Source organism: Microcoleus sp. D2_18a_D3, assembly GCF_036702455.1.
In the GTDB taxonomy this organism is placed as follows: Bacteria; Cyanobacteriota; Cyanobacteriia; order Cyanobacteriales; family Microcoleaceae; genus Microcoleus.
The window spans coordinates 58,753-81,420 of record NZ_JAUBTK010000011.1 but is presented as its reverse complement, the minus strand read 5'-3'; the positions used below and the strand labels follow the sequence as shown (position 1 = coordinate 81,420).

16 protein-coding genes, 1 tRNA gene and 1 pseudogene are annotated in these 22,668 nt (G+C 45.6%); 9 read left to right on the top strand and 9 right to left on the bottom strand.

Features of this window, described 5'->3' with window-relative positions:
- The first annotated feature begins 35 nt into the window (after window positions 1-35).
- Window positions 36-3,692: a CHAT domain-containing tetratricopeptide repeat protein gene (locus QUB06_RS07775; RefSeq protein WP_333434802.1), complete on the top strand. Its 3,657-nt coding sequence runs from the start codon at window positions 36-38 to the stop codon at window positions 3,690-3,692.
- A 247-nt stretch (window positions 3,693-3,939) separates the two neighbouring features.
- On the opposite strand, the gene QUB06_RS07770 is transcribed toward QUB06_RS07775, so the two are convergent.
- Window positions 3,940-4,374 (bottom strand): CAAD domain-containing protein, encoded by a 435-nt coding sequence (locus tag QUB06_RS07770; RefSeq protein ID WP_333434844.1) that lies wholly within the window; start codon window positions 4,372-4,374, stop codon window positions 3,940-3,942.
- A 402-nt stretch (window positions 4,375-4,776) separates the two neighbouring features.
- A pseudogene (gltX, locus tag QUB06_RS07765) lies at window positions 4,777-6,219 on the bottom strand (glutamate--tRNA ligase); the annotation flags it as partial.
- A gap of 384 nt (window positions 6,220-6,603) precedes the next feature.
- Here gltX and QUB06_RS07760 point away from each other — a divergent pair.
- Both QUB06_RS07760 and QUB06_RS07755 read left to right on the top strand, forming a co-directional pair.
- Window positions 6,604-7,101 (top strand): DUF393 domain-containing protein, encoded by a 498-nt coding sequence (locus QUB06_RS07760; RefSeq protein WP_333434801.1) that lies wholly within the window; start codon window positions 6,604-6,606, stop codon window positions 7,099-7,101.
- Between the two features lie 97 nt (window positions 7,102-7,198).
- A complete protein-coding gene (locus QUB06_RS07755) occupies window positions 7,199-7,408 on the top strand; it encodes a hypothetical protein (RefSeq protein ID WP_333267459.1) in 210 nt (69 codons plus the stop codon).
- 58 nt (window positions 7,409-7,466) lie between these two features.
- Here QUB06_RS07755 and QUB06_RS07750 read toward each other — a convergent pair whose 3' ends face one another.
- The 4 genes from QUB06_RS07750 to QUB06_RS07735 all read right to left on the bottom strand — a co-directional run bounded on the left by QUB06_RS07750 (window position 7,467) and on the right by QUB06_RS07735 (window position 11,435).
- Window positions 7,467-8,129, bottom strand: a complete 663-nt coding sequence (locus QUB06_RS07750; protein WP_333434800.1) for a Uma2 family endonuclease — start codon at window positions 8,127-8,129, stop codon at window positions 7,467-7,469.
- A gap of 163 nt (window positions 8,130-8,292) precedes the next feature.
- Window positions 8,293-8,366, bottom strand: a tRNA-Asp gene (locus QUB06_RS07745).
- 56 nt (window positions 8,367-8,422) lie between these two features.
- The gene (locus QUB06_RS07740) at window positions 8,423-9,550 is read right to left on the bottom strand and encodes an esterase-like activity of phytase family protein (RefSeq protein ID WP_333434799.1); all 1,128 of its coding nucleotides are present in this window, start codon (window positions 9,548-9,550) and stop codon (window positions 8,423-8,425) included.
- A gap of 88 nt (window positions 9,551-9,638) precedes the next feature.
- The gene (locus QUB06_RS07735; RefSeq protein ID WP_333434798.1) at window positions 9,639-11,435 is read right to left on the bottom strand and encodes a TM0106 family RecB-like putative nuclease; all 1,797 of its coding nucleotides are present in this window, start codon (window positions 11,433-11,435) and stop codon (window positions 9,639-9,641) included.
- 95 nt (window positions 11,436-11,530) lie between these two features.
- Here QUB06_RS07735 and QUB06_RS07730 point away from each other — a divergent pair, with 95 nt between their 5' ends.
- Window positions 11,531-12,697: an aminotransferase class V-fold PLP-dependent enzyme gene (locus tag QUB06_RS07730; protein WP_333434797.1), complete on the top strand. Its 1,167-nt coding sequence runs from the start codon at window positions 11,531-11,533 to the stop codon at window positions 12,695-12,697.
- A gap of 257 nt (window positions 12,698-12,954) precedes the next feature.
- Window positions 12,955-14,286 (top strand): DUF4041 domain-containing protein, encoded by a 1,332-nt coding sequence (locus QUB06_RS07725; RefSeq protein WP_333434796.1) that lies wholly within the window; start codon window positions 12,955-12,957, stop codon window positions 14,284-14,286.
- Between the two features lie 35 nt (window positions 14,287-14,321).
- Here QUB06_RS07725 and QUB06_RS07720 read toward each other — a convergent pair whose 3' ends face one another.
- The 3 genes from QUB06_RS07720 to QUB06_RS07710 all read right to left on the bottom strand — a co-directional run bounded on the left by QUB06_RS07720 (window position 14,322) and on the right by QUB06_RS07710 (window position 18,274).
- A complete protein-coding gene (locus QUB06_RS07720; protein ID WP_333434795.1) occupies window positions 14,322-15,629 on the bottom strand; it encodes an SUMF1/EgtB/PvdO family nonheme iron enzyme in 1,308 nt (435 codons plus the stop codon).
- A gap of 42 nt (window positions 15,630-15,671) precedes the next feature.
- Window positions 15,672-16,730 (bottom strand): trypsin-like peptidase domain-containing protein, encoded by a 1,059-nt coding sequence (locus QUB06_RS07715; RefSeq protein ID WP_333247720.1) that lies wholly within the window; start codon window positions 16,728-16,730, stop codon window positions 15,672-15,674.
- Between the two features lie 290 nt (window positions 16,731-17,020).
- On the bottom strand, window positions 17,021-18,274 hold the full coding sequence (locus QUB06_RS07710; RefSeq protein ID WP_333434794.1) for a ferrochelatase: 1,254 nt from the start codon (window positions 18,272-18,274) through the stop codon (window positions 17,021-17,023).
- Window positions 18,275-18,986: 712 nt separating this feature from the next.
- On the opposite strand from QUB06_RS07710, the gene QUB06_RS07705 reads away from it, so the two are divergent.
- The 4 genes from QUB06_RS07705 (at window position 18,987) to QUB06_RS07690 (ending at window position 22,646) form a co-directional block, all read left to right on the top strand.
- A complete protein-coding gene (locus tag QUB06_RS07705; protein WP_333434793.1) occupies window positions 18,987-19,571 on the top strand; it encodes a hypothetical protein in 585 nt (194 codons plus the stop codon).
- Window positions 19,564-20,289: a DUF3120 domain-containing protein gene (locus QUB06_RS07700; RefSeq protein ID WP_190662774.1), complete on the top strand. Its 726-nt coding sequence runs from the start codon at window positions 19,564-19,566 to the stop codon at window positions 20,287-20,289. Before QUB06_RS07705 ends, QUB06_RS07700 begins: the two co-directional genes overlap by 8 nt.
- 197 nt (window positions 20,290-20,486) lie before the next feature.
- Window positions 20,487-21,335, top strand: coding sequence for an alpha/beta hydrolase (locus QUB06_RS07695; protein ID WP_333434792.1), 849 nt, complete (start codon window positions 20,487-20,489; stop codon window positions 21,333-21,335).
- Window positions 21,336-21,443: 108 nt separating this feature from the next.
- A complete protein-coding gene (locus QUB06_RS07690) occupies window positions 21,444-22,646 on the top strand; it encodes a pentapeptide repeat-containing protein (protein WP_333434791.1) in 1,203 nt (400 codons plus the stop codon).
- Window positions 22,647-22,668 lie beyond the last annotated feature (22 nt).

Below are 22,668 nucleotides of genomic sequence, written 5' to 3'. Positions count from 1 at the left end.
GGTAGTTCACTTGGTTGCACGGAAGCAGCGCTCCTATGGTTAATAGTTTGGCGGAATGCACGATGGACGAACAGCGTCGCAAAACTGATGTTAATATGCTCCAAGCGCTGCTGGAAAATCCTGGCGACTCAGGAATAGATTTGATTTTGAGGACGAACCCAAAGTCGATCGACTTTGGGTTCGTGCAAACGCTTTATTTGGAAGAAGTGGCACTGACGCGAGAAAGCTTGCTGAAAGCTGCAAAATTTTTCCAAAGGGCGATCGCACCCTTAGAATCTGCAAAAGGGAATTCTAAATTGCCCGCAACGGCGGCAGCATATCTGGCTTTTTTAGCAGAAGTATTGCAGGCAGTCGCGCGCAGCGCTGATTCGCAGCACCTGTACTCGCTGCTGAGAAACAATTTAGATAAACTCGACCAGAATTTTGCACAACTGCTGCGCTGCTGGGCAACTTTGGTGTTTTCTGCAGCCAAAGAATCCGAGAGAAGGCGGATTGCAGCCCTGATCGGCAATGTGAGCAACAAAATTGGGCGGTTTCCCCTCGGCAGCAAGGCTAATAACTTGGAAATCGAAATTGCCGGTTACGAAACAGTTGCTAAGGTTTTTACCCGCAAAGACTTTCCCCAAGAATGGGCGGTGATGCAAAACAATCTGGGCAACGCTTACACCGATCGCCCCAGAGGTGATAAGGCTCAAAATATCGAACAGGCGATCGCTTGCTTTGAAAATGCCCTGCAAGTACGCACGCCCGAACAGTACCCGGAACAGTGGGCGACGTTGCAAAACAATCTGGGCAACGCTTACAGCGAGCGTCTCAGGGGAGATCCGGCCGACAATCTAGAACACGCGATCGCCTGCTATCAAAACGCGCTGCAAGTTCGCAGCCGCGAGGCTTTCGGGGAAGAGTGGGCGAGCACTCAAAACAATCTCGGCCGTGCTTACAGCCGCCGACTGCGGGGCAACCGAGCCCAAAATCTGGAACTGGCAGTCGCTTGCTACCACAATGCTTTGCAAGTCTACAACCGCAAGGTCTTTCCCCGGCGTTGGGCCACAACTCAAAATAATTTGGCAAATGCTTACTGTGAGTTGCAGCAGGGCAACCGAGCTGAAAATCTCGAATACGCGGTTACGTGCTATCAGAGAGCTTTGCAGGTGCGGACTCGGGAAGCTTTTCCGCAGCAGTGGGCGACGACTCAAAGGAATTTGGGCCGGGTGTTTGTCGATCGCATCAAAGGCGATCCGGTGGAAAATTTGGAAATGGCGCTCGCCTGCTATCAAAATGCTTTACAAGTCTACACCCGCATCAAATTTCCCGAAGCCTGGGCTTCGATCCAAACTTACCTCGGTAGGATCTACAGTCGGCGGGTGAAAGGGGAAAAAGCCGAAAATATGGAAATGGCGATCGCCTGCTATCAAAATGCTTTGCTGTTTTGCAACCGCCAAAAATCTCCCGAACGCTGGGCAATGCTCTGTGCCTACCTCGGCCGCGCTTTCTGCGAACACGTGAAAGGGGAAAAAAACCGCAACCTAAAAAGCGCGATCGCCTGCTATCAAAATGCGGCCGAAGTCTACACCAAGCAGGCATATCCCAACCGCTGGGCAATGCTGCAAATTTATCTCGGCAGGGCTTATTCGCAACTTACGGAGGCGGAAGACTTGTCGCACATGGAAAGCGCGATCAGTTGCTATCACAGCGCCTGTCAAGTCTACACTCGCGAAACCTATCCCCACCGCTGGGCTGAAATTTTATTTTATTTGGGTCAAGCTTACCGAGTTCGAGGCGACTTGCTTCGCGCCTACGGGGTTTTTACTGCTGCTGTGGATACTGTGGAATTCTTGCGTTGCGAAGTTGGGGTTGATACAGCCGATTTTGGCGATCGGACGACTACCGCAAAAGTCAAATTAACCCGCACCTGGGCTGGACTCTATAAATGCCTGGTGCAAGTTTGCCTGGAACTCGGCGCCAGCCAACCTGAATATTACGCTAAGGCTCTGGAATACGCCGAACGCCACAAAAATCGGAATTTGGTAGAACTGCTGGTTAAATGCCACTTGACTCCGAAAGCCGAAATTCCCGCAGCGGTGCGAAGCGAGTTGGAGTCGCTGCAACTGGAAATAGCGGGGGAACAGCAGCACCAAGAACAGGGAGAACCCGATCCCAACACGACCTTGATTTCTGAGGGCGATAGCCAAGGTTTGAACAGCGGTTCTCTGCTGCCGAACTCGGACTTCATGCACTTAAATCAATTGTGGAAGCAGTTGGATAGGTTGATTGCGCGGGAGGTGCAGGCAAACGATCCTTTCTTCAGCCTCGCTCACAAAGTTGAACCGATCGCTTTTGAGCAAATTCGCCAATTGTTGCCTGATGACAATTGCGCTGCTGTGGTGTGGGCGAGTTTGGGTGAGTTGCTGGTTGCTTTTGTGGTGCTAAAGAGTGCACAATATCCCGCCGTTCACCTGTGTTCGGCGGAAAATGCTTTGGCTGCCGAAAGTTGGGGCCAGGAGTACCTCACCGCTTATTCTGAACAAAAAGGTCGCTGGATCAATCATCTCCCGACTCGCCTCAAACGCTTGGCTGCGATGCTGGAAATCGATCGAGTGGTGGCGCTGATTCCCGATAATTGCGATCGGCTGATTTTTGTGCCGCACCGATTTTTGCACGCTTTGCCACTCCACGCTTTGCCTTTGGCGGGGAGAGACGGGTTTGAGGACGGTGGGGGAATTTTTAGGTCTGGGTGGAGCGATCGCAGCGGTTTTGATGTGGAAACCTACAGCCTTTCGGATTTTTCTCAAAGTTCGTCTTTTGGCGACGTTGCAGCGCCTGCTGCTTATTTGATCGATCGATTTGCCGGAGGAATTCGCTATGCTCCTAGCTGTCAGCTATTGCTGTTGAGACAAAGTGCACACGGAGCGGCTCTGGGTCGGTACAGACCCGGTTTGCAGCAGCTTTTGGCAATTCCAACTTTCACCAGAGATGCGTTCTACAGCAACATTGAAATCGGCAAGATTTCCCAGTATTTTGCCAATACAGAAGTTATGCGCCATAAGCCGGCAATTAAAGAGGCTTTTTCCCAAGAAATGTCTGCTAATAATGGGAATTTGCCCCAGCAAATAGGGCAGTTGCAGCCGAAAAAATGCGCTCATTTTGCTTGTTTGAGTTTGCTTAATTTGGCTTGGCCTCTTAAATCCGCCGTGTTTTTGAGGAATGATTCTCTGAGTTTGGAGGAAATTTTTAATCTGGATTTTCGGCAATATTTTTTAGTTACTTTATCGGGTTGCGAAATTGCCGCTGGCGGAGTTAGCGGTGCTGGAGGAGATTTTGTGGGTTTGTCGGCGGGTTTGTTGTATGCTGGCACGTCTAGTGTGGTTAGCAGTCTTTGGAAGGTGAACGATGTTTCTACGCTGCTGCTGACGAGCAAGTTTTATGAAAATCTGGGACGGTTTTCTCGGTTGCAGGTGGGAGATGTGGCGATCGCGCTGGGGGACGCTCAAAGGTGGCTGCGGGATTTGACTAGCGAGGAATTGGAGGTGTTGCTGGCGGATTTTCAACCTCAAATTTCGCAAATGTTCGATCGGCTTTCTCAAAGTTCTCGCCTGATTGCGGAGGCTTCTTTGCAGCAAATTCGCAACCGCAAACCCTATCCTTTTGCCAATCCTTATTATTGGGCGGCTTTTACTGCGGCTGGGGTTTAGTCATTAGTCATTAGTCATTAGTCAACAGTCATTAGTCATCAGTCATTAGTCATTAGTCATTAGTCATTAGTCATTAGTCATTAGTCATTAGTCATTAGTCATTAGTCAACACTCAACAGTCATCAGTCAACAGTCAACAGTCAACAGTCAACAGTCAACAGTCATTAGTCATTTAAAAACCCGACACTAACAACTTATTTAAAGTTATCAGTGTCGGGCACAAATTCAACAAATTACCAGCAAAATTTTAGGACTTTTTGCCGAAAACTTGTTCTTTCAATGCTTGAATTTCTTGACCTAATTGTTGCCGATTGGACGATCGCAGCAAATAGCGGTAGACAAACCACACGGTGTATCCGATACCAATTAGCTCGAATGTGGGTGCTAGCAGGGGGATGTCGTTGAGTTCGTCTATTACGCCCAAAAGCACTTTCAAAGAGACAATCGAGGCTACAATTACACCGATAACAGTCAAGGGACTTTTGTACTGTTCGTAAAAGCTGCCAATGTAAGCGGGAAACTCGGACAAAATTGCGATAATTTGTTCTTTGATCTGCTGGGTCTGACTTGGCGGTTCTTCGGTAATTATGACTTTTGTTGTACCGCTTGAACTGTCTGCTTCATTTCCGGCAGGAACTTCGGTGATGATAACGGTTGTTTCTGGTTCGTTTGATGAAGTCATTTCTCCACTCGCAATAGTTTTTTGCTGGTTGGCGGCAGGTATTTCAACTGCTGCTGCGACTGTTTCAAGAGCCGGTATTTCGACTGCTGCAACCTCCCCGTCGGTTGGTTCAAGAGCCGACACTTCGCCTGTTTCTGAAGTCGGTATTTCGACTGCTGTAACTTCGACTGCTTGTTCGACAGTCGGCGTTTCGACTGTTTCGATCGCAAGTTTTTCCACTTCTGAAACCTCTGCTGCTGATGGTTCAACAACCGGGGTTTCGACTGTTTCAATAGTCGGTGTTTCGACTTTTGAAACCTCCACTGCTGACTGTTCTGTAGCAGAACTTTCGGCGACTGTTTCTGCGTGTGGTTGTTCTGGGGTAGGAGTTTCGTCCGCGACACCAACAGCAGGCCCATTCAAGTTGCTAATGGCATCAAGCAAACGGGTTTTAGCCGTTCCTCGCTGGTGAAGGATTACCCAAGATTCTATCAGGTCGGGGCCGTGCATTGCACCTGTCAGAGCGGCTCTGAGCGATCGCATAATTAGCCCTTTGTTAAGATTTTTCTCTTTACTGAGCTTTTTAGTGATTTTCTGAGCTTCCGCTGATGTCAGGGACGAATGACTTTCCATAGCTTCTACAACTGCTTGTAAAGCCTGTGCCGCCCCTGTTTGCTGCAACTGTGCGAGTGCTTCTTCTTCGTATTCCACGGTGGGGGAGAAGAATACCTTACACATATCCACAGCATCGGTTAAGCGAACGAGACTCGGGCCGATTAAAGCAGCTATTTGTTCGAGCCAGGGGCGGTCTGCCTCCGAATCAAACTCATAACCGCCTTTCTGCCACCAATAAGGTATCAGCAAATCTGTCAATTGCGGCACTGGCATTTTGTGCAGGTATTGACTGTTTAGCCAATTGAGTTTATCCCAATCAAATTTTGCACCAGCTTTGTTGACTCGATAGAATGTAAATAATTCTGCTGCTTCCGACAGTGTAAATATTTCCTGCGTTGAATCCGGCGGAGTCCAACCGAGCAAAGTCATGTAATTAACTAAAGCTTCGGGGACGTAGCCCATATCTTTGAAGTCAGAAATCGAGGTTACGCCGTCGCGTTTAGAAAGCTTTTGCCCTTGGGAGTTTAAAATCAGCGGCGTGTGGGCAAATTCTGGGATTGTCGCGCCCAAAGCTTCGTAGAGCAATATTTGTTTCGGAGTATTGCCGATGTGATCTTCCCCGCGGATGACGTGGGTGATGCCCATGTCGATGTCATCGACAACTACGGCGAGGTTGTAGAGTGGTTGGCCGATGACGCCGCCGCTGGATGCACGGGCAATTACCATATCGCCGCCGAGGTCGCTACCTTTCCAGGTTACGGTGTCGCGTACCATGTCGTTCCACGCGATCGTGCGATCGTCGTCGATGATAAACCGAATCACAGCTTGTCGCCCTTCGCCTTCAAAAGCTGCGCGCTCTTTGCTTGTCAAGTTGCGGTGCCGGTTGTCGTAGCGGGGGGCTTGTTTGTTGGCTTTTTGTGCTTCCCGCATTTCGTCGAGTTCTTCCGACGTGGTGTAGCAGCGGTAGGCGAGTCCATTGTCTAGAAGGGTTTGGACTGCTCGGCGGTATATTTCCAGACGCTGTGACTGAAAACTCGGGCCTTCGTCCCACTCCATACCCAGCCAGGTGAGTCCTTCGAGGATGTTATCGGTGTATTCGCTTTTAGAACGTTCTACGTCTGTGTCTTCTACCCGCAGGATGAATTTTCCGCCTTGGTTGCGGGCAAACAGCCAGTTAAATACGGCGGTTCTGGCGGTACCGATGTGTAGGTTTCCGGTGGGACTGGGCGCTAGACGGACTCTGACATTCATGTAGATTTTTGCTTTTAGATTGGGCGATTTACGGGTTGGGGGAATAGCTGATGTTTAAGACTTCAAATTTTATTATATTTTGTTGCCGACTTAAAAGTTGTGCTTGGCAGTTGCTTTGCCTCGAATTGCTTGATAATGGGCGCTCCTCTTCGAGGGCTTTCCTTCGGATCGCGGAGCTAACGAGCGATCGGGCGAGAGTCTCCCGCAACGCACTAGAAGGCATCTTGACGATAATAGCTTGCGGGCGGCCAAGACTGGATTCACCTTTGGGACTATTTTTCACACCACAAATAACTGCTTTAGGAGTACCCAAGGCGCACCTGATAACTATTGATGCTTGTAAAATGTTTGTGTGCGATCGACGACGTTAAAATTTATTTCCCTATGTCTGCTGCTAAAACTGAGTTTTCCGAATCTGTTGCGCCCTCACCCGAGTCTGTTGCGCCTGCTTGGCAGATTGAGTTGCTGTACGACGGTGAATGTCCTCTGTGCGTGCGGGAGGTTAATTTCTTGAAAAAACAGGACGCGGGGCGAGGTTTAGTGTCGTTTGTGGATATCGCGGATGATGGCTACAACCCGGAGGCCCACGGCGGAATCGACTACGAAACGGCGATGGGGCGGATTCACGCGGTGTTACCCGACGGTACGACGGTTAAAAATGTGGAGGTTTTTCGCCGCACCTACGAGATTTTAGGTATGGGCTGGGTTTATGCTGTGACTAAGTTACCAGCGATCGGGGCGATCGCCAACTGGCTGTACGGAATTTGGGCAGACTGGCGGCTGAAGCTGACGGGAAGGCCGGATTTAGCAACTATTATGAGCGATCGAACTCAGCGGATCGAGTGCGAGAGTCAGGGCCGCTGCCGACCAAACTCGAAATGAGTCATATTTAGTAAGTGCGATCAACCTATCAGAAGATGTCAGCAGAAACAGACTGCAACTAACATTCAAGATGGACTACTATTAAAGGTCAAAAAAAATGCAAGATGCAGGCTATACAGTCTTCATGGGGTTCGGTGGTCTCTGGATACTTATGGGAATTGCCGCTGTGATTTTCCTGTTAAAATCGGACGGTCAAAAACTTAGGTTTGGCAAATGGGGACTGCTAGTGGCGATTCCGATCCTCGTGCCCATCGCTCTGGTTTTGACATATCAGATCGCCCGACCCTTTATTTCCTCGCACCTTTGAGGGCTGCTGGGAGTCGATCGTCCGTGGGAGAAAGGAATTAGTTAAATTAAGTTTAGTATTATTGCTCATTTGCGGGCGATCGCAACTGCTCTTTCGCCCATTGACGCAAAGACCGAATTATCGCATTGTCATCTTGAGTTTCTGCCATCTGCAAGAATTGATTGAGCATTGCTACAGAAAGGATGGGAAATGTCGGACTGCGATCGCAGGTAATATATTCCCGATTTTGCAATTGATAAATTTGTACAGTTTGTCCCCGATACCGCCAAACTTCAGGGATTTCTAGCTGTGTGTAAACTACAAATCGATTAGAAGAAGGACTGGTAATATCAACTTCAATTACCAAGTCTGGGGGAGGAGCGGTTGAGATGTCAAGCCTTCTCCCTAGAATGCGATCGACATTTTGGATATAAAAACATGAATCTGGTTCTGCACCTTGTTCTAAATCTTCACGGTTGAGAGTCGTCGAACCAAATCCCTTAATCTTCAAGTCCAACTCCTCAGTCAAAGCTGTAACAATCCGTTTGAGCAAACAGTTAATAGTTTCATGCAAGTCGGATGGCATGAGAATTTCTAAGACTCCTTGAGAATATGAAAATCGCGAGGATCTCTTGTCTCCTGCTTCTGCTAATAAGCGTTCGTAAGTCTGCCAACTGATATTAGATAATACTATCCGTTGTGTCGTTTTTTCCGGTGAGGGATTAATGGTTGTAACGGTCATATTTTCCCGCTCCTTAATCATGTCCTGCTATCTAAATAGCATAAGATTCGCAGTCAGGACTTTAGTCCTTTTTTCTCCGCAGGAGGAATGAAGTCCTGACTAAAAACGAACTCTATTTAGAAAGAGATTTATGAAAGGTTTAAACTTTCGATTTACGAGAGAACGGGACAGACGGGGCTCGAACCCGCAACTTCCGCCGTGACAGGGCGGTGCTCTAACCAATTGAACTACTGTCCCTCGTTTTGCCGTTTTTTCAGGCACAATTTCTATTATGCCTATCACTTCACCTTTTGTCAAGAGGTTTTTTGAACTTTTATTTGGAAGCCCAAAATTTGAGTCTCTTGCAGGGGACTGAAGTTGTTGTCGCTCACCAAAATCAGACCTCTGCTACCATCGCCTAACACCGGGCCAAATGTCAACCCCTCAATGTTGTCTAGGGGGATTTTCAGCGTTTCCAAATCCAGCAGCAGGCGTTTTTGAGCGGGAGAAACCTCGCTGAGACGGCTTTTGAGGCTTTCGAGCGCTTCAATACGATCGCCCTTTTCCAAGGAAATCTCAAAAATTCTGATAGTTGTGCCGGTTTCCAGGGAGAAAGCACGCTCTAAACTCAGCAAGCGGTTATCGTCGATCGCCAACAAATCCACTAAACCGTTGCTAGTTAATTTTCCCACAGGATTCGCGCCAGCGGGTAGCGGTTCGGTGATGTAGAGAAACGATGCTTCTGGATTGCCGCTCACCGCATCGTAGCGCAAAATCCGGCACGGGCTCCCGGTTTCCAGGGAAGCTACGCCGCCATCTTGAACCAAGGCGTTTTCGGTGGCGGTGAATAGGTATTTGCGATCGGGCGTTAAAGTTAAACTTTCAAAAGCGAGATTGTTGCGGATGCCTTTACTGCCCTTGTCGTCGGCCAAAAACAGTTCAGGAATTGGCAGCGTTTTCAGCAGTTTACCATCGAGGGAGAACTCTTTGATAAAAGGATTTATTTGGCGCTCGACATCTCCCTCAGAAGAAACAAACACGCTATTGCCAGTAAAAGCTATCCCTTCCGGATCTAAACTTAATTCAGGAAAACTTTTGCCGTTTTCATCTAATAAAGTAGTGACTCCCGTAAAAGTAACTTGCTCTTTTTCCAGTTTCCCAGATTCCAAGTTGATTTTGAGAGTATAGAAGCGCGCCGGAGCCTTGCTGCTGCGGTCATCAGAAATGGCATAATAAACTTGTTTCTCGGCATCATAAGTAATGCCCGAAATTCCGCCAATTTCCGTCCCCTGAAAAGGAGAACCTGTAGGAAATATTGCTCTGCCGATAAAATCTATTTTCGTAACAGCGAAAGATTGAGCAGATTGGTTTACCCAAATAGCAACAGTTGCTGCCATCAAAAAACAGACAATAAATATAGTTGCTTTTGCTAGCCTTCGCATTTTACCAATAAATACATTATTACCTATCTTCCTCTTCCCTTTCTTCCTTCGCGCCCTTTGCGTCTTCGCGGTTCGTTACATCTAAAAATCACGGCTCATGATTCAGCAAAAAATTGGTCAACCAATCTTTAACCACATAAGTAGCACGACAGTCATCCTCATTGTAGCGGACGATCGCCTCTAAGAGCGAGCGATCGCCAGTTTTGAGCCAATCGTCGTACCAGCAGACGCACTGAGCACCATTAGCCTTAGCATCTCGCCAGTCAAAACCCAGCCAGCGGGCAATTGGTTTGAGTGCGTAACTTTCCACCGGCATAATCGCTTTTTGCGTCACTTGTTTGTGAATATCTACAAACCGTTTCAGCACGGGTTTCCACAAATAAGCTGGAGTATTGTAAAGTTTAGCCAGTCGCTTAAAAGTCTTGACTTCGTAGTCGCAAAAATGGAAAATCGGAGCAATAGGATAAGTCCACATTAATTCTAAAAATTGCTGCCAGATTGCACCTTCCTCGGCTGCTGATTCTGCTAAAAAACCGTGGAATTTTTCCGTATTGTTGTACCTGTCAACAACTAAGACTCCGTGGAGGTAATCCAAGTTTAACTCTGGTTCTGCTTCAATATCAAAGTAGAGTTCGATTGGGGCGATCGGCAAAAAGACAGATTGGGAATAGGGAATTGGTTTCTTGCGGAGAATTGGCGCAGGTATAGAAGATGTCGCAGGTTTATTTTCTCTAATTTTCACTTCCTCAACTGCGATGTCATTCAAGATATTGTCTACAATATCTGGTACTATTTCAGATGAGTTAACTTCTTCTGAATTCTCACTTCTACCTTCTTCTCGATCGTTAATCCCTGTATCCGTGTCGTGCCTTCCTTCTTCCCTTCTTCCTTCTTCCTTCTTCCTCCTTCCTTCTTCCCGCAACAGCGGTTGATTTAGCAAGTGCGATTGAGCTTGCTGCACCACATCAAAAGCAACTCTATCCGGGAATTCTGGATACTCAGCCAGCAGTTCGGAACTAGCATTAGCGAGAGCTTCTACATCAGTAATTTCGAGAGTTTTTAATCTAGCATAGCGGCTGGCAGTAACTCCCGGCAATAAGGAAAGATGTTTAATAGATTCGGCTTCGGCGTGACAGATAGTATACCAACCGCAAAGATTGCACTTTTGCCGGGAAATGAACACCTCGGGTTTATCCCGATTTTCTATCATCTGAATGCAGTTGTCTAAAATCTCGAACATCTGAGGAGTTCGCTGGTCGAGATTCACCTGCCACCACCCTTTTTTTCGCAGCATCAGCCACGCAGCCTCGGGCATTGTTTCCTGTACGGAAGCTAAAACTTGGGCGTGAAAAGCTGCGATAATTTGATACTCTTGTTTGGGTCGCTTGCTAAGCCAAATATCCGCAGTAATATAACTCCAATTGCCAAATTTTGATTGTCCCGGCTGTTTGATTAATAAATGGGGGCGGCTGATCAGGGTAATGTTTGAAGAGTGAAGATTGGAGGATGAAAGATGAACGGGAGTTTCGGGGATTTCGCCAAATTCTGGGAAATATTGACTGTCAATTCCTACCAGAGAAGTTGTTGCGCCGTTGGTTTGGCCGAATTCGCCCTGGATCAGAACTCCTCGGTAAATGCGATCGACCCCTTGCTGCATTAAACTCAATGTAGCGGCCGCGCCGGCTTCCCAATCCCCTCTAGGATAATATGGTTGTTGGTAAGTCTCGTGTTCCAAAGCTTGCTGCTGGTATGCCGCGCTGTCGCGCATCAGTTTCAGCAAAAAATCGCTGGGGGGATCTAGTTGTTTCCAGTCTCCGCAGGTGTCTAAAAATGCTCGGAGATGGCATCGCTGATAGGAAAGTAGCAGTTTGTCAGTTATTAACATTTAGTATTCGCAAGGCATAGAGTATCAGGCCAAAGGTATAAAATTCACAGCATTAGTTATTCAATATTAACGCTATCAATAATTCCCCAAAAAAAATGACAAAGGACAATCACCGGCAACAATTCCCAGCTTTGGCCAATAAAGCTTATTTTAACTACGGCGGACAAGGGCCGCTGCCTGAGCCTGCTTTAGAGGCGATTTATGAGACTTACAAACGGGTGCAGCTTGGGGGGCCGTTTTCGGGGGAGGTGGGGGCTTGGGTGGTTCAGGAGGCGATGCTGACGCGACGTGCGATCGCATCTGAGTTGGCTGTCCCTCCTGAAACGATCGCCCTGACTGAAGATGTCACCGTCGGCTGCAATATTGCGCTGTGGGGCATTGACTGGAAAGCAGGCGACCATTTGCTGCTTTCTGATTGCGAACACCCCGGCATTGTAGCTAGTGTAATGGAACTTCAGCGCCGTTTCAACATTGAGGTTTCGGTTTGTCCGTTGGTGGCAACTTTGAATGAAGGCGATCCGGTGGCGGTGATTGCTGATAGTTTGCAGCCAAATACTCGATTGTTGGTTATCAGTCACATTTTGTGGAATACTGGCCAAGTTTTGCCTCTGGCTGAGATTGTAAAAGTATGTCACAAAACAGGAGTCAAAGTGTTAGTTGATGCGGCTCAATCTGTGGGGGTTTTGCCTTTGAATTTGATTGAATCGGGGGTTGATTTTTATGCTTTTACTGGTCATAAATGGTGGTGTGGCCCGGAAGGTTTGGGGGGGCTTTATGTGAGTGTGGAAGCTTTGGCTGATTTGCATCCGGTGTTTATCGGTTGGCGGGGAATTGTGACGGATGCTAATGCTAAAGTTATGGGGTGGAAGTCTGGAGCGCAGCGCTATGAAATTGCGACTTCGGCTTATCCTTTGTATGCGGGTTTGCGGAGTGCGATCGCCCTGCAACATGAATGGGGTACGATCGAGGAAAGGTATGCAGAAATTTGCCGTTTAAGTAAGTATCTCTGGCAGCGTTTGTCGGAACTTCCCGATGTGGGATGTTTGCGGACATCTGCGCCGGAAGCGGGTTTAGTTTCGTTTCGATTAACTAATGGGATGCCACACAAAAAGCTGGTCGATTTGTTGGAAAAACAGGGAATTATGGTAAGGACTATTCTTAATCCTGATTGTGTGCGGGCTTGTGTTCACTATTTTACAACTGAGGCGGAGATTGATAAGTTGGTGGAGGGGGTTTTTAGTGAAATAGTTAGAAATCCCTGATAAGAGTCGGCGGTTGAAACCCTTAGCAGATGCTTGAATGCTCTATATACGCCCAATCCCTAAAATAAGATAGTATGATAGTGGGGTTTCATCAATGGTTGGATAAGCAAGCTGGTATAGGCTCGAACTGATTTCTATGTGCAGCCTAAACCAGGCTACTCCTCAAGCGATCGCTAGTTGGCTCAAGTATCTTGCCATAAGTCCGAAAAAATCTCTAAGCTAGGTAAAAGTGTACACCACTAGGAATACGAAGCTCCATGTCTTTAACACTTATAGGGCTGATCATATTAATATTGGTACTTTTTGTCGCATTAGTACAAGCTAAGCTTGAACAGTCTCGGCTTAGACAGCGTTTACGCAGGTACGAAGCATTGGATGACAAAGAGAGATATCAACGGCAGTTAGAATCAAACATTCAACTACTCGAAAACCAACAAGAATCCTTAAATACCCAAATTATAAATCGTCAACAGGAATTACGCGAACTTGCTGCCAAAGCCCATCTTCAATCTCTAGATTATTATGAACCAAAATATAGCTTTACCAGTTATGAAACTTATATGCTTCTCTGGGACTCAACTCGATTAGAACAGGAGGAAATGGAAAAAAATAAGCAAGCCTTTATTTGTCATAAGCAATTTTACTTAAACAATAACGAGCGAGAAGGTGAAAACGTGACACGTGGCATTCTCGATTTGATCGAGTTTTTATTTGAAATGCAATTTAAAGATATTATGAAAAATGAGGTAAAATATAATAATTTTCCTTCTTTAAAAAAGAAACTTGAAAAAACCTTTAAAAAAATCAACGGTTTGTCAAAAAAAACTCAGTGTGAAATTTCCCAACAATATTTCAATCTCAAAATCAGGGAGTTAAATATTAAGTGTGACTTAGAGAATAAAGAACAGAAAGGGCGCGAAATGGAACAAGAAATTAAAAAGCAAAATAAACAGCGCGAAGCCATAGAAAAAGCCCGACAAAAAGCTAAAGACGCGGAACAAAGAGAAAGGCTTCATCAACAAGAGCTTGAAGAAGTTAGGAAAGAAATAGAACAAGCTGAAGGCGAAAGGCGGAACGAGCTAGAACTTAAAATTCGGCAATTAGAAGAACAATTAGCGGAAGATAGAAGAGAGAAAGAAAACGCTAATGGGGTTAAATGGGGATATATTTATATAATTTCAAATATCGGCTCTTTTGGAAAGGATATATACCGGATATGTATGACCAATCGTCAGAGGGAAGATGAATATATCAGGGAAATGAACCCCGCAGCTCCATTTAGATTTGATATTCACTTCAAAATATTCTCGGAAGATGCCCTAGATACATTAGAAAGGTTGCATCAACGTTTTGATGATAAAAGAGTGAATTTAGAGAACTCAAGGAGAGAGTTCTTCCAAGTTTCAATAGATGAAATTGAGCAAGCCGTACAAGAAATTAATAAAAAAACTGGATTTTTGAGGATTGATGTAGTTCAAATAAGACCTGAAGCATATGAATACCACCAAACTCTAGCTGCACGCAAAAAGCATCAGCAGTTAACATCCAACGATTCGTATTTAGAAGAAAATGGAATAGCGTCGAGTTAAAAAAAAATTAGGCAAAACTTTTATAGTACGTCACGTTAGAGAGAATAAACTATTCTAAAACCAACATTTTTAGACAGATCACTTGCATTCTTATATGAGCGGGAGCTCGAACGACACAAAGACGGGTCATTGAGCCATGAACCGCCACGAATTACACGAGTTTGATTCTCACTACTGTCTAGCCATGCCTCTCCATTGGTAGGTGCATTATTATAATTTTCATACCAATTGTCTAAGCACCACTCCCAAACGTTACCATGTATATCGAATAATCCAAAGGCATTAGCAAACTGCAAGCTTCCCACTGGAAGAGTTTTTTTACGATAAATTCCTTTAGGTTCTGAACGATAGGGACGGCTACTATCGCAATTAACTAAATCAGAAGTGATAGTTTCCCCAAAATGAAAAGGGGTTGTAGTTCCAGCACGACAAGCATATTCCCACTCTGCTTCGCTAGGAAGACGATACTTGTGACCTGTTTTTTCAGATAAGCGATCGCAAAATTCAACAGCATCAAACCATGAAATTTCGGTCACAGCGTGACTTTTACCTCCTGGACGCGATGGGCGAAGTTTAAGCTTTGAACGTGCTTCTGGTAACAAAGCAATTTCTTTCCACTGTGCTTGTGTAACGGGATATTTGCTTATAAAAAATGCCTTGATTTTTACTGAATGCCGAGGTCTTTCCTTGTAGTATCGCTTTCCTTCAGATTCTGGCGAACCCATCCAAAAGGCTCCTTCGGGAATATATACCATCTCTAAAATTGCGCTGTTGCCAAGGTCTTCAGTTAAGTAATGTGCTTGTTCTTGATAACGGTTAATCTCTTTGCCTTGGGCATCTACGATCACTACTGTAAATTCAAAAGCTTTAATCCCAGGAACTGATGGAACAACTAACCTCTTATTTTGTTGTTCTCCTATTCTTGTGGCACTTCGGCTCGGAGTTAAAAAAGAGGAAGATGACGAACTAACTTGAGTAGACGTTGAAGGGGAGCATATTGATTGATTGTTATTCCGTTCGATAAATCTGTTATTTGATTGTTGACGATCGAAAGTTGCAATTTCTTCAATGAACTCATTCAGTTTATTCCTAGCTTCTAAACCGACCATCCCGCTATCCACAAGCGCCCTCAGAAATTCCGATACTTGAGCTTGTCCTTCGGAGAATACAAGTTCAATTAATTCAGAAAAAAAAACCAAATTGTTTTTTTCAAAAGAATCTATTTTAGCGCCTAAATGATCAAATCCCACAATCATCAAGAGTGCTCTACGCTCAGGAACAGTTTGAGTTTTTGGTATATGGGCTAGGAACTTCACTAATTGGGATTTGATATTTATAGTCATTGAGCTTTAGATGCTTGTAAAATTTTTGTAAAACTAGGTAATCTATTGTGCTGCCTTCAGTAGTTCTACCAACTCTGAGGGTAAGTCAGCTAAGATACTCTCTATTAGTATGCCCTCGTTTCTAAAGTAATGTTGTAGGGTTGTTGGTTCAGGGATATTACCTCCAGCATGGTGTAGAGCCACAACCTCCCAAGAATCATTAAAGACCGGAGAACCAGAGGAGCCTTGCAGGGTCGAGGTTATATACTGCACCACATTACCGCCCACGTATTGAACAAAATTGTTCTGAAGAGAAATCTGCTTGGGTTGTCCCAATGGATGCTGAATAATATTGACTCGGCTACCATTGCTAATCATTGCTTGAGGTAATAGTCGTACCCAACCCCATCTTTGTCCCGGTTCTCCATCAAGTTGAACCAAAGTGTAATCTAAGGTTTGGTTGGTATAAAAAACTCCATTAGGTTTAACACGATACTCATCAGTTGCTTGAGCTTCTCCCATAAAATTTTCTTCGTAGTTAAAACGGAAAATTGTCTCAGAAAGTAAAGGTGAATCAGGCAGAACATGATTGTTGGTCAACAACAAATCTTGAGCCACAAGAAAACCTGTACCTGACCAGCGACTTTGGCTGGTTCGCACCCCAACATACGCAACTGACCGCGCGACCTGAAGTCCCTGCTGCAAGAATGATATCGGTCGCAGCGTATTCTCACCTATAATTTTTTCTAATACATCCGTAGGAGTTTCTCTTCCCCGCCATTTATCGATAACAGGTAATGCTGAGATTGGGGTCATCATGTCATACTTTGTCAGCAGCATATCCACAAAAGATTGCTGCTGAAGCCCTACCAAGCTTTTCAAGGTATTCAAGAACAGGCCAAGCGCCTCGTGGTCATAGGTTAAACGTCCGTAATTAGACAGGTAGTTAACGATTTCACTAACTGCAATAAATGGAGCACCCGAAAGATCGAGCATTGGTATCAACGGTTTCAGCCCTGCTAACTCCAAAATTTGCTGGCGCGATCGCTCTGTCCCCAGTTCTTGTAAATCTTTTAGCAGAGTTATTAATTGTTTACGATCTTCAATTTCGAGATTGACCATATTTTTAGTATTTTAATAAAAATATTTTTACTACATAAAATAAAAACAGGCTTTGAATATACCAGTTGCACAAAATTATAACCAGCTTAATGCTTCCCGCTAGCAATTAACACCTGAAATAAAAAAGCAGATCGCCCCTTCTCCAAAAACACAAAGGTCGATCGCCCTTTTCACCCAAATTTAGACCTACGCACCTCAACAAAAGAAACCGGGTTTTTCACTAAACCTGCCATTTCCATGCAGTATCTTCGCAAAAAACCCGGTTTCTGAGCTCTCAGGCCCAAGTTTTATTAGTGACTATGCCCGTGCCCGCCATGAGAATGCCCGTGATCACCATGAGAATGCCCACCATGAGAATGCCCACCGTGAGAATGTCCACCGTGATTGTGTCCGTGATCGCCATGAGAATGACCGTGATCGCCGTGAGAATGGCTGTGTTCGCGGTGCGCCGAAGCCAAACTCGGATTAACAGCAACCGCAGTCTCACTCAACAACGCTTCAATCTGCGGATTTGCCCACTCTGCCGCCATTTTCAGAAACTCTGGATGGTCATTTACGCAAGGTAATTTGCGGTAAGTAACTCCTTGACGCTGTTTCTGCAAAGACTCAATAATGTGGTCAACATCTAACAATGTTTCGTGATTTTCTGTCGCAAATCCGATCGGCATAAAGACGATCGCAGTTGCACCCAAATCAATCAAATTCTTCGCCGCCAACGTCGCATCCGGCTGTGTCCATTCAATCAGGGGTGTGTCGTGATTCAGCCAACCCACCGAAATCAAAGGATAGCGATACATCAAACGTTCCCGCACGCGATCGTACAAAGCTTGACTTTCCACAATACCCGAAGTAAAGCCCTTCGCCTTGTGCGGACAACCGTGATTCATCAGCACAATCCCAATCTGAGAAGGCAAATGCGCTACAGCTAAATCGTTCTTAATTTCCTCTTCAACCAAATCCGCCATTAGCTGGATGTAAGCAGGTTCATCGTAAAAAGAAGGAATGTAGCGCTGTCCTTTTACCCAATGTTCTTTGCCATCAAAGGTTTGTGCTAAAGCTTTATTCACCTGTTCGACTGCAATGCCGCTGGTAAAAACAGAATCAACTACCAACAGCGGATAAATCAGAATTTTGTCAAATCCTTCTGCTTGAATTTGAGGGATTACTTGTTCCGGCAAAAACGGCGCGCAAAAGTTAAAAGCTTTGAACACTTTTACTTTATCGCCCCATTTTTCCTGTAAATTCTTTTCAATCCCGGCGCGCTGCTGTTCAAAAATTGCATTGTGCGGCGAAACGAATTGACCGTGTTGGTGACTCCACTCGTGCAAGTCAAAGATTGCTAAAATCTTCGCCAGCGGCGGATAAATCCAAAGCGGTACTGGCGCAAACTTTGCCGTAAGCAAATTTAAAGCTTGTTCGTTGTAGTTGGCAAAATCGTCGTAGCTTTCGACTTCGCCATAACCCATCAGCAATACAGCAACGCGATCGTTACTTGCGGGTGCTGCAGATGTTTTGTACTCGATTTTTTCTGGAGAAGCAACCACTTTGTATTCCTCAATTTTATTTATTCTAAGAGATCCAGGCAGGATGAAGGGGGAATCGGAGATTTTTCATTGTGTGCGATCGCACGACTGACGTGCGCGGGGCTGATTCCCGGTTTCTGCGCCCATACTTCCCGGTTAAACCTCTTATTTATCCTAGAAACCGGATTGATGGGCATCAGTCCTAAGTAGGTTTTTTGACCAAGAATTTCTTGATGGTACCCGCCACGTGATTTATCCGTGGAATCAATCCCAAATCGAAAATCCTCAAGCCTCCGCATTTATCCGTGGGGTCAATCTCAAATCTAAAATCTCAAATCTAAAATCGATTGACCCTGACCCGAAATTCGTAGGGCAGCTAAGCTGGCAGGCCTCTTAATTTTCACAGTCCTGTTTGTTTAAGCTTTTGTGGGGTCAGCTTCGACGCCGCCGGAAAAGTTAAATCTAAATACAGAACTGCTTAAAACTAGAATCAGCCTTTGCTAAGCTTGACAGGAGATGGGGCGGGGGGGGATAAGTTTCATGTTTTCTTAAGACTCCCTGACCTTGCCTCAGATTAAAGCTGTTTGGAGCGTTCCCAGCTTTTAACTTGGGGGGATACTCTTCAAACTTGACTCTATTATAAGTTTAACACCCTATCCCCTGGGGTAGTATATGATATAATAGCTATATGATAAAGTTATGTTGCGAACTATATTAACTTTCTTGACGAACTATGAGACTGGTAATTTGCCCCGGAGTCCACGAACCAAAGCTAACCGACTGTTTCCTGGCGGGACTTTCGGGGCTTTGGGGAGTGGCAGCCGATCGCCAAAACCAGCAAATAGTCGATCGTGTCAAGATTTTTCCCGCTCATAAATATCCGCCTTTTTCACCTCTTGACATATTGCACTTTTTGTGCAGCGAAGAGTTAGCAGGAGAAAGTCTAGTATTTGTCAGCTTTTCGGCAGGAGTAGCCGGGGCGATCGGGGCGGCTTGGATGTGGCAGCAACTCGGCGGCAAAGTCGGGGCATTTTTTGCCTTAGACGGTTGGGGAGTACCCCTGGGGGGCAATTTTCCCATCCACCGAATCAGCCACGATCGCTTTACGCACTGGAGTTCAGCCATTCTCGGTGGCGGTGGAGAAAGCTTTTATGCAGATCCCGCGATCGAACATTTGGATTTATGGCGAGCTCCCCAAACGGCAAAAGGCTGGCAGGTCAGCCAAACCACCGCCGGCGTTGAGACTGTCGCACCCACAACCGCAGCAAAATTTTTAGTCCACCTATTGAAACAATACGGAGTCCAATCAGTTGTTTAATCTTAATTTAGTATCATCAGCGATCGCACCTATTGCCACCATCGCCCGCCTCGACAATTCTGTCACTTCAGGCACAACAAACACCATCAAACAGTGGTTGATATTTAGTGCCTCAGCATTTTTAGTCTCAATTCCAGTCTTCGTGCAAGCACCGTTAGTGCGCTTATATCCAACGATCAGTTTGCTGTCAACTATCCCCTGGTTCGTTCTGAGTTTAATTCTAATTTTTCGCCCCAAAACACAACTTTGGGGAGATTTATTATTAGGATTTGCCGGATGTTGGCTCGCAGGTTCTATCTATTGGGGCTGGTTTAGATGGGAACCAATTTTACATCTACCTATAGAATCAATTGGCTTGCCTTTTGCTATTTGGTGCTTGGGCAAATCTTGGGGAAAAGTGGGCGGCTATTTTTATTTAGGTTCGCTCTTGGGCACTGCCATTACTGATTTATATTTTTATTTAACTGGGTTGATGCCCTACTGGCGGCAAGTGATGCACGCAGAACCGGAATTAGCAATGCCGATTTTTCAAAGTGCGATCGGTCAAATTGAAACTCCTTGGGGGATAGGCTGTGCTTTAGTTTTAATCGCTGTGCTGCTAACAGTCGGTTTGCTGAGTTTGCGAGATCGAGAACTGCACTGGCGCGCTTTCAGCGGAGCAGTTTTGAGCACTCTTTTAGTAGACGGCTTATTTTGGCTAGCAGCCTCCGCAGCTTAAGATTTATAATTGGTTCCTATGTTGGTAATTTTTGACCGCAAATGTGGGCGGATTGACGCAGGTTAACGCAGAGTTTTTTGATGGATATAGCCTTGAGATTCCTGACTTTTTTTTAAGAAGTCGGGAATTTGGGCATTTACTGAACAATTATGAGTTAAAATCTAAAATCTAAAATCTAAGAATCCCAAATCAATATCATGTCTTTCATTTCAATTCGCGGTGTAGAACATTATTACGAGTGGATAACGGCAGATAACACGGCCCAACCTAGCGGTAAACCAGTGATGGTATTCCTGCACGGCTGGGCGGGCTCAGCGCGCTACTGGGAAAGCACGGCCCGGGCTATTGCTGATGATTTTGATTGTTTGCTCTACGATATGAGAGGTTTTGGTCGATCGCCCTTGCCAAAAGAGCCTCCTGAGTCCAGCTACGAACTCGAAACCTACGCCCGCGACTTAGCTGAATTATTAGAATCTCTGAATTTAAGCCGCGTCTTTCTCAATGCTCACTCCACAGGTGCATCAATTGCTACTTTATTTCTCAACCTTTACCCCGAAAAAGTAGAAAAAGCAATTCTCACTTGCAGCGGGATTTTTGAATACGATGAAAAATCTTTTACAACTTTTCACAAATTCGGTGGCTATGTGGTAAAATTTAGACCCTCTTGGTTGGCATCCATCCCGTTTGCCGATCGGCTATTTATGGCCCGGTTTTTGCGCCGTTCCCTGCCCACAGAGGTAAGTCTGGCGTTTCTCAAGGATTTTTTAATGGCAGACGAGCAAGCTGCTATAGGTACAATGGTGACGGCCGTCAGCAAAAGAGCAGCCGAGGAAATGCCCCAAGAATTTGCGCGGCTGAGTGTTCCCACACTGCTTGTGGCCGGAGAATTCGATCAAATTATCCCCGCCATCATGGGAGAGCAAGCAGCCTCCCTCAGCAAAAAAGTAGAATTTGTTATAATTCCGAATACGGCTCACTTTCCGATGCTGGAGGATGCCGCAACATACTTGCAGCGAATTCGAGAATTTTTGCCAGCAGCGGCTTAGCTGAGTTATTGTTCATCTAATGTACGATCGGACAAGCAAGCTTTGAGAACGGCTTTTGCTCCGATCTTAATTTTTAATTCCTAATTTCTTAAAGCGAAAGGTGGTACAATGAACGACCTCGACCAATACTATAAAGTGCTGGGACTGTTGCCGGGAGCTTCCAGAGAAGAAATTAGCCAAGCCTACAAGGATTTAGCGTTCATTTGGCACCCCGATCGCATCCCCAAAGACAATCCCAGACTACTACAGAAAGCTGAAGAAAAGATTAAGGAAATTAATCAAGCTCGCGAACAATTGCGATCAATTCAACCAAGAGGTCAGAATCAGAACGTTCAGCACAAACATACTCAGCACAAACACACCCAGCACCAAAATACCCAGCACAAACACACCCAGCACCAAAACACTCAGCAACAAAACGCTCAGTACAGAAACACTCAGCAACAAAATACCCAGCAACAAAACGCTCAGTACAGAAACACTCAGCAACAAAATACCCAGCAACAAAATACTCAGTACAGAAACACTCAGCAACAAAATACCCAGCAACAAACTACCCAGCAACAAAATACTCAGTACAGAAACACTCAGCAACAAAATACCCAGCAACAAAGTACCCAGCAACCCAATACTCAGTACCAAAACACTCAGCAACCCAATACTCAGTACCAAAACAATCAGCAACCCAATACTCAGTACCAAAATACTCAGTACCAAAACAATCAGTACAGAAATACTCAGTATCCAAACACCCAGCACCAAAACACCCAGCCACCACCGGCCAACCCTAAAGAACCCCGCTACTCTTCTGAACCCTCTTCAGGAAAATATCCTGGAAATTATGGGGGAAACTATGGGGGAAACCCTGCAGGGCCCTATTCAGAGGCGTCCCGCTACCAATCGCAGCCGCCGCCATCTCAGTCTTACCGCCAAGCTGGGCCGCAAGCTCCCGATTTGAGCGGTTCCAACTTCAAAGGAGCTTCCTTAAAAGAAAAGGATTTTTCAGGAAGAAACTTGAGCAATGCAAACCTGAGTGAAGCCGACTTAAGTGATGCTTTTCTACACAACGTCAATCTCACAGGCGCGAATTTGCACCAAGCAAACTTGTTCAGGGCCAATTTGTTAGGAGCTTGTTTGATCAATGCCAACTTGAGAGAAAGCAACTTAATCGGAGCCGATTTGAGCGGTGCTGACTTGAGCGGTGCTGACTTAACAGGAGCGAAAATCGGTTACGGCGATCGAGTTATGGTCAAACTTACCCGGACTACATTAACAGGTACAATCTTACCCGACGGTACTGTTCATAGCTAAATTATTTAGTTTTTAGTCAGTG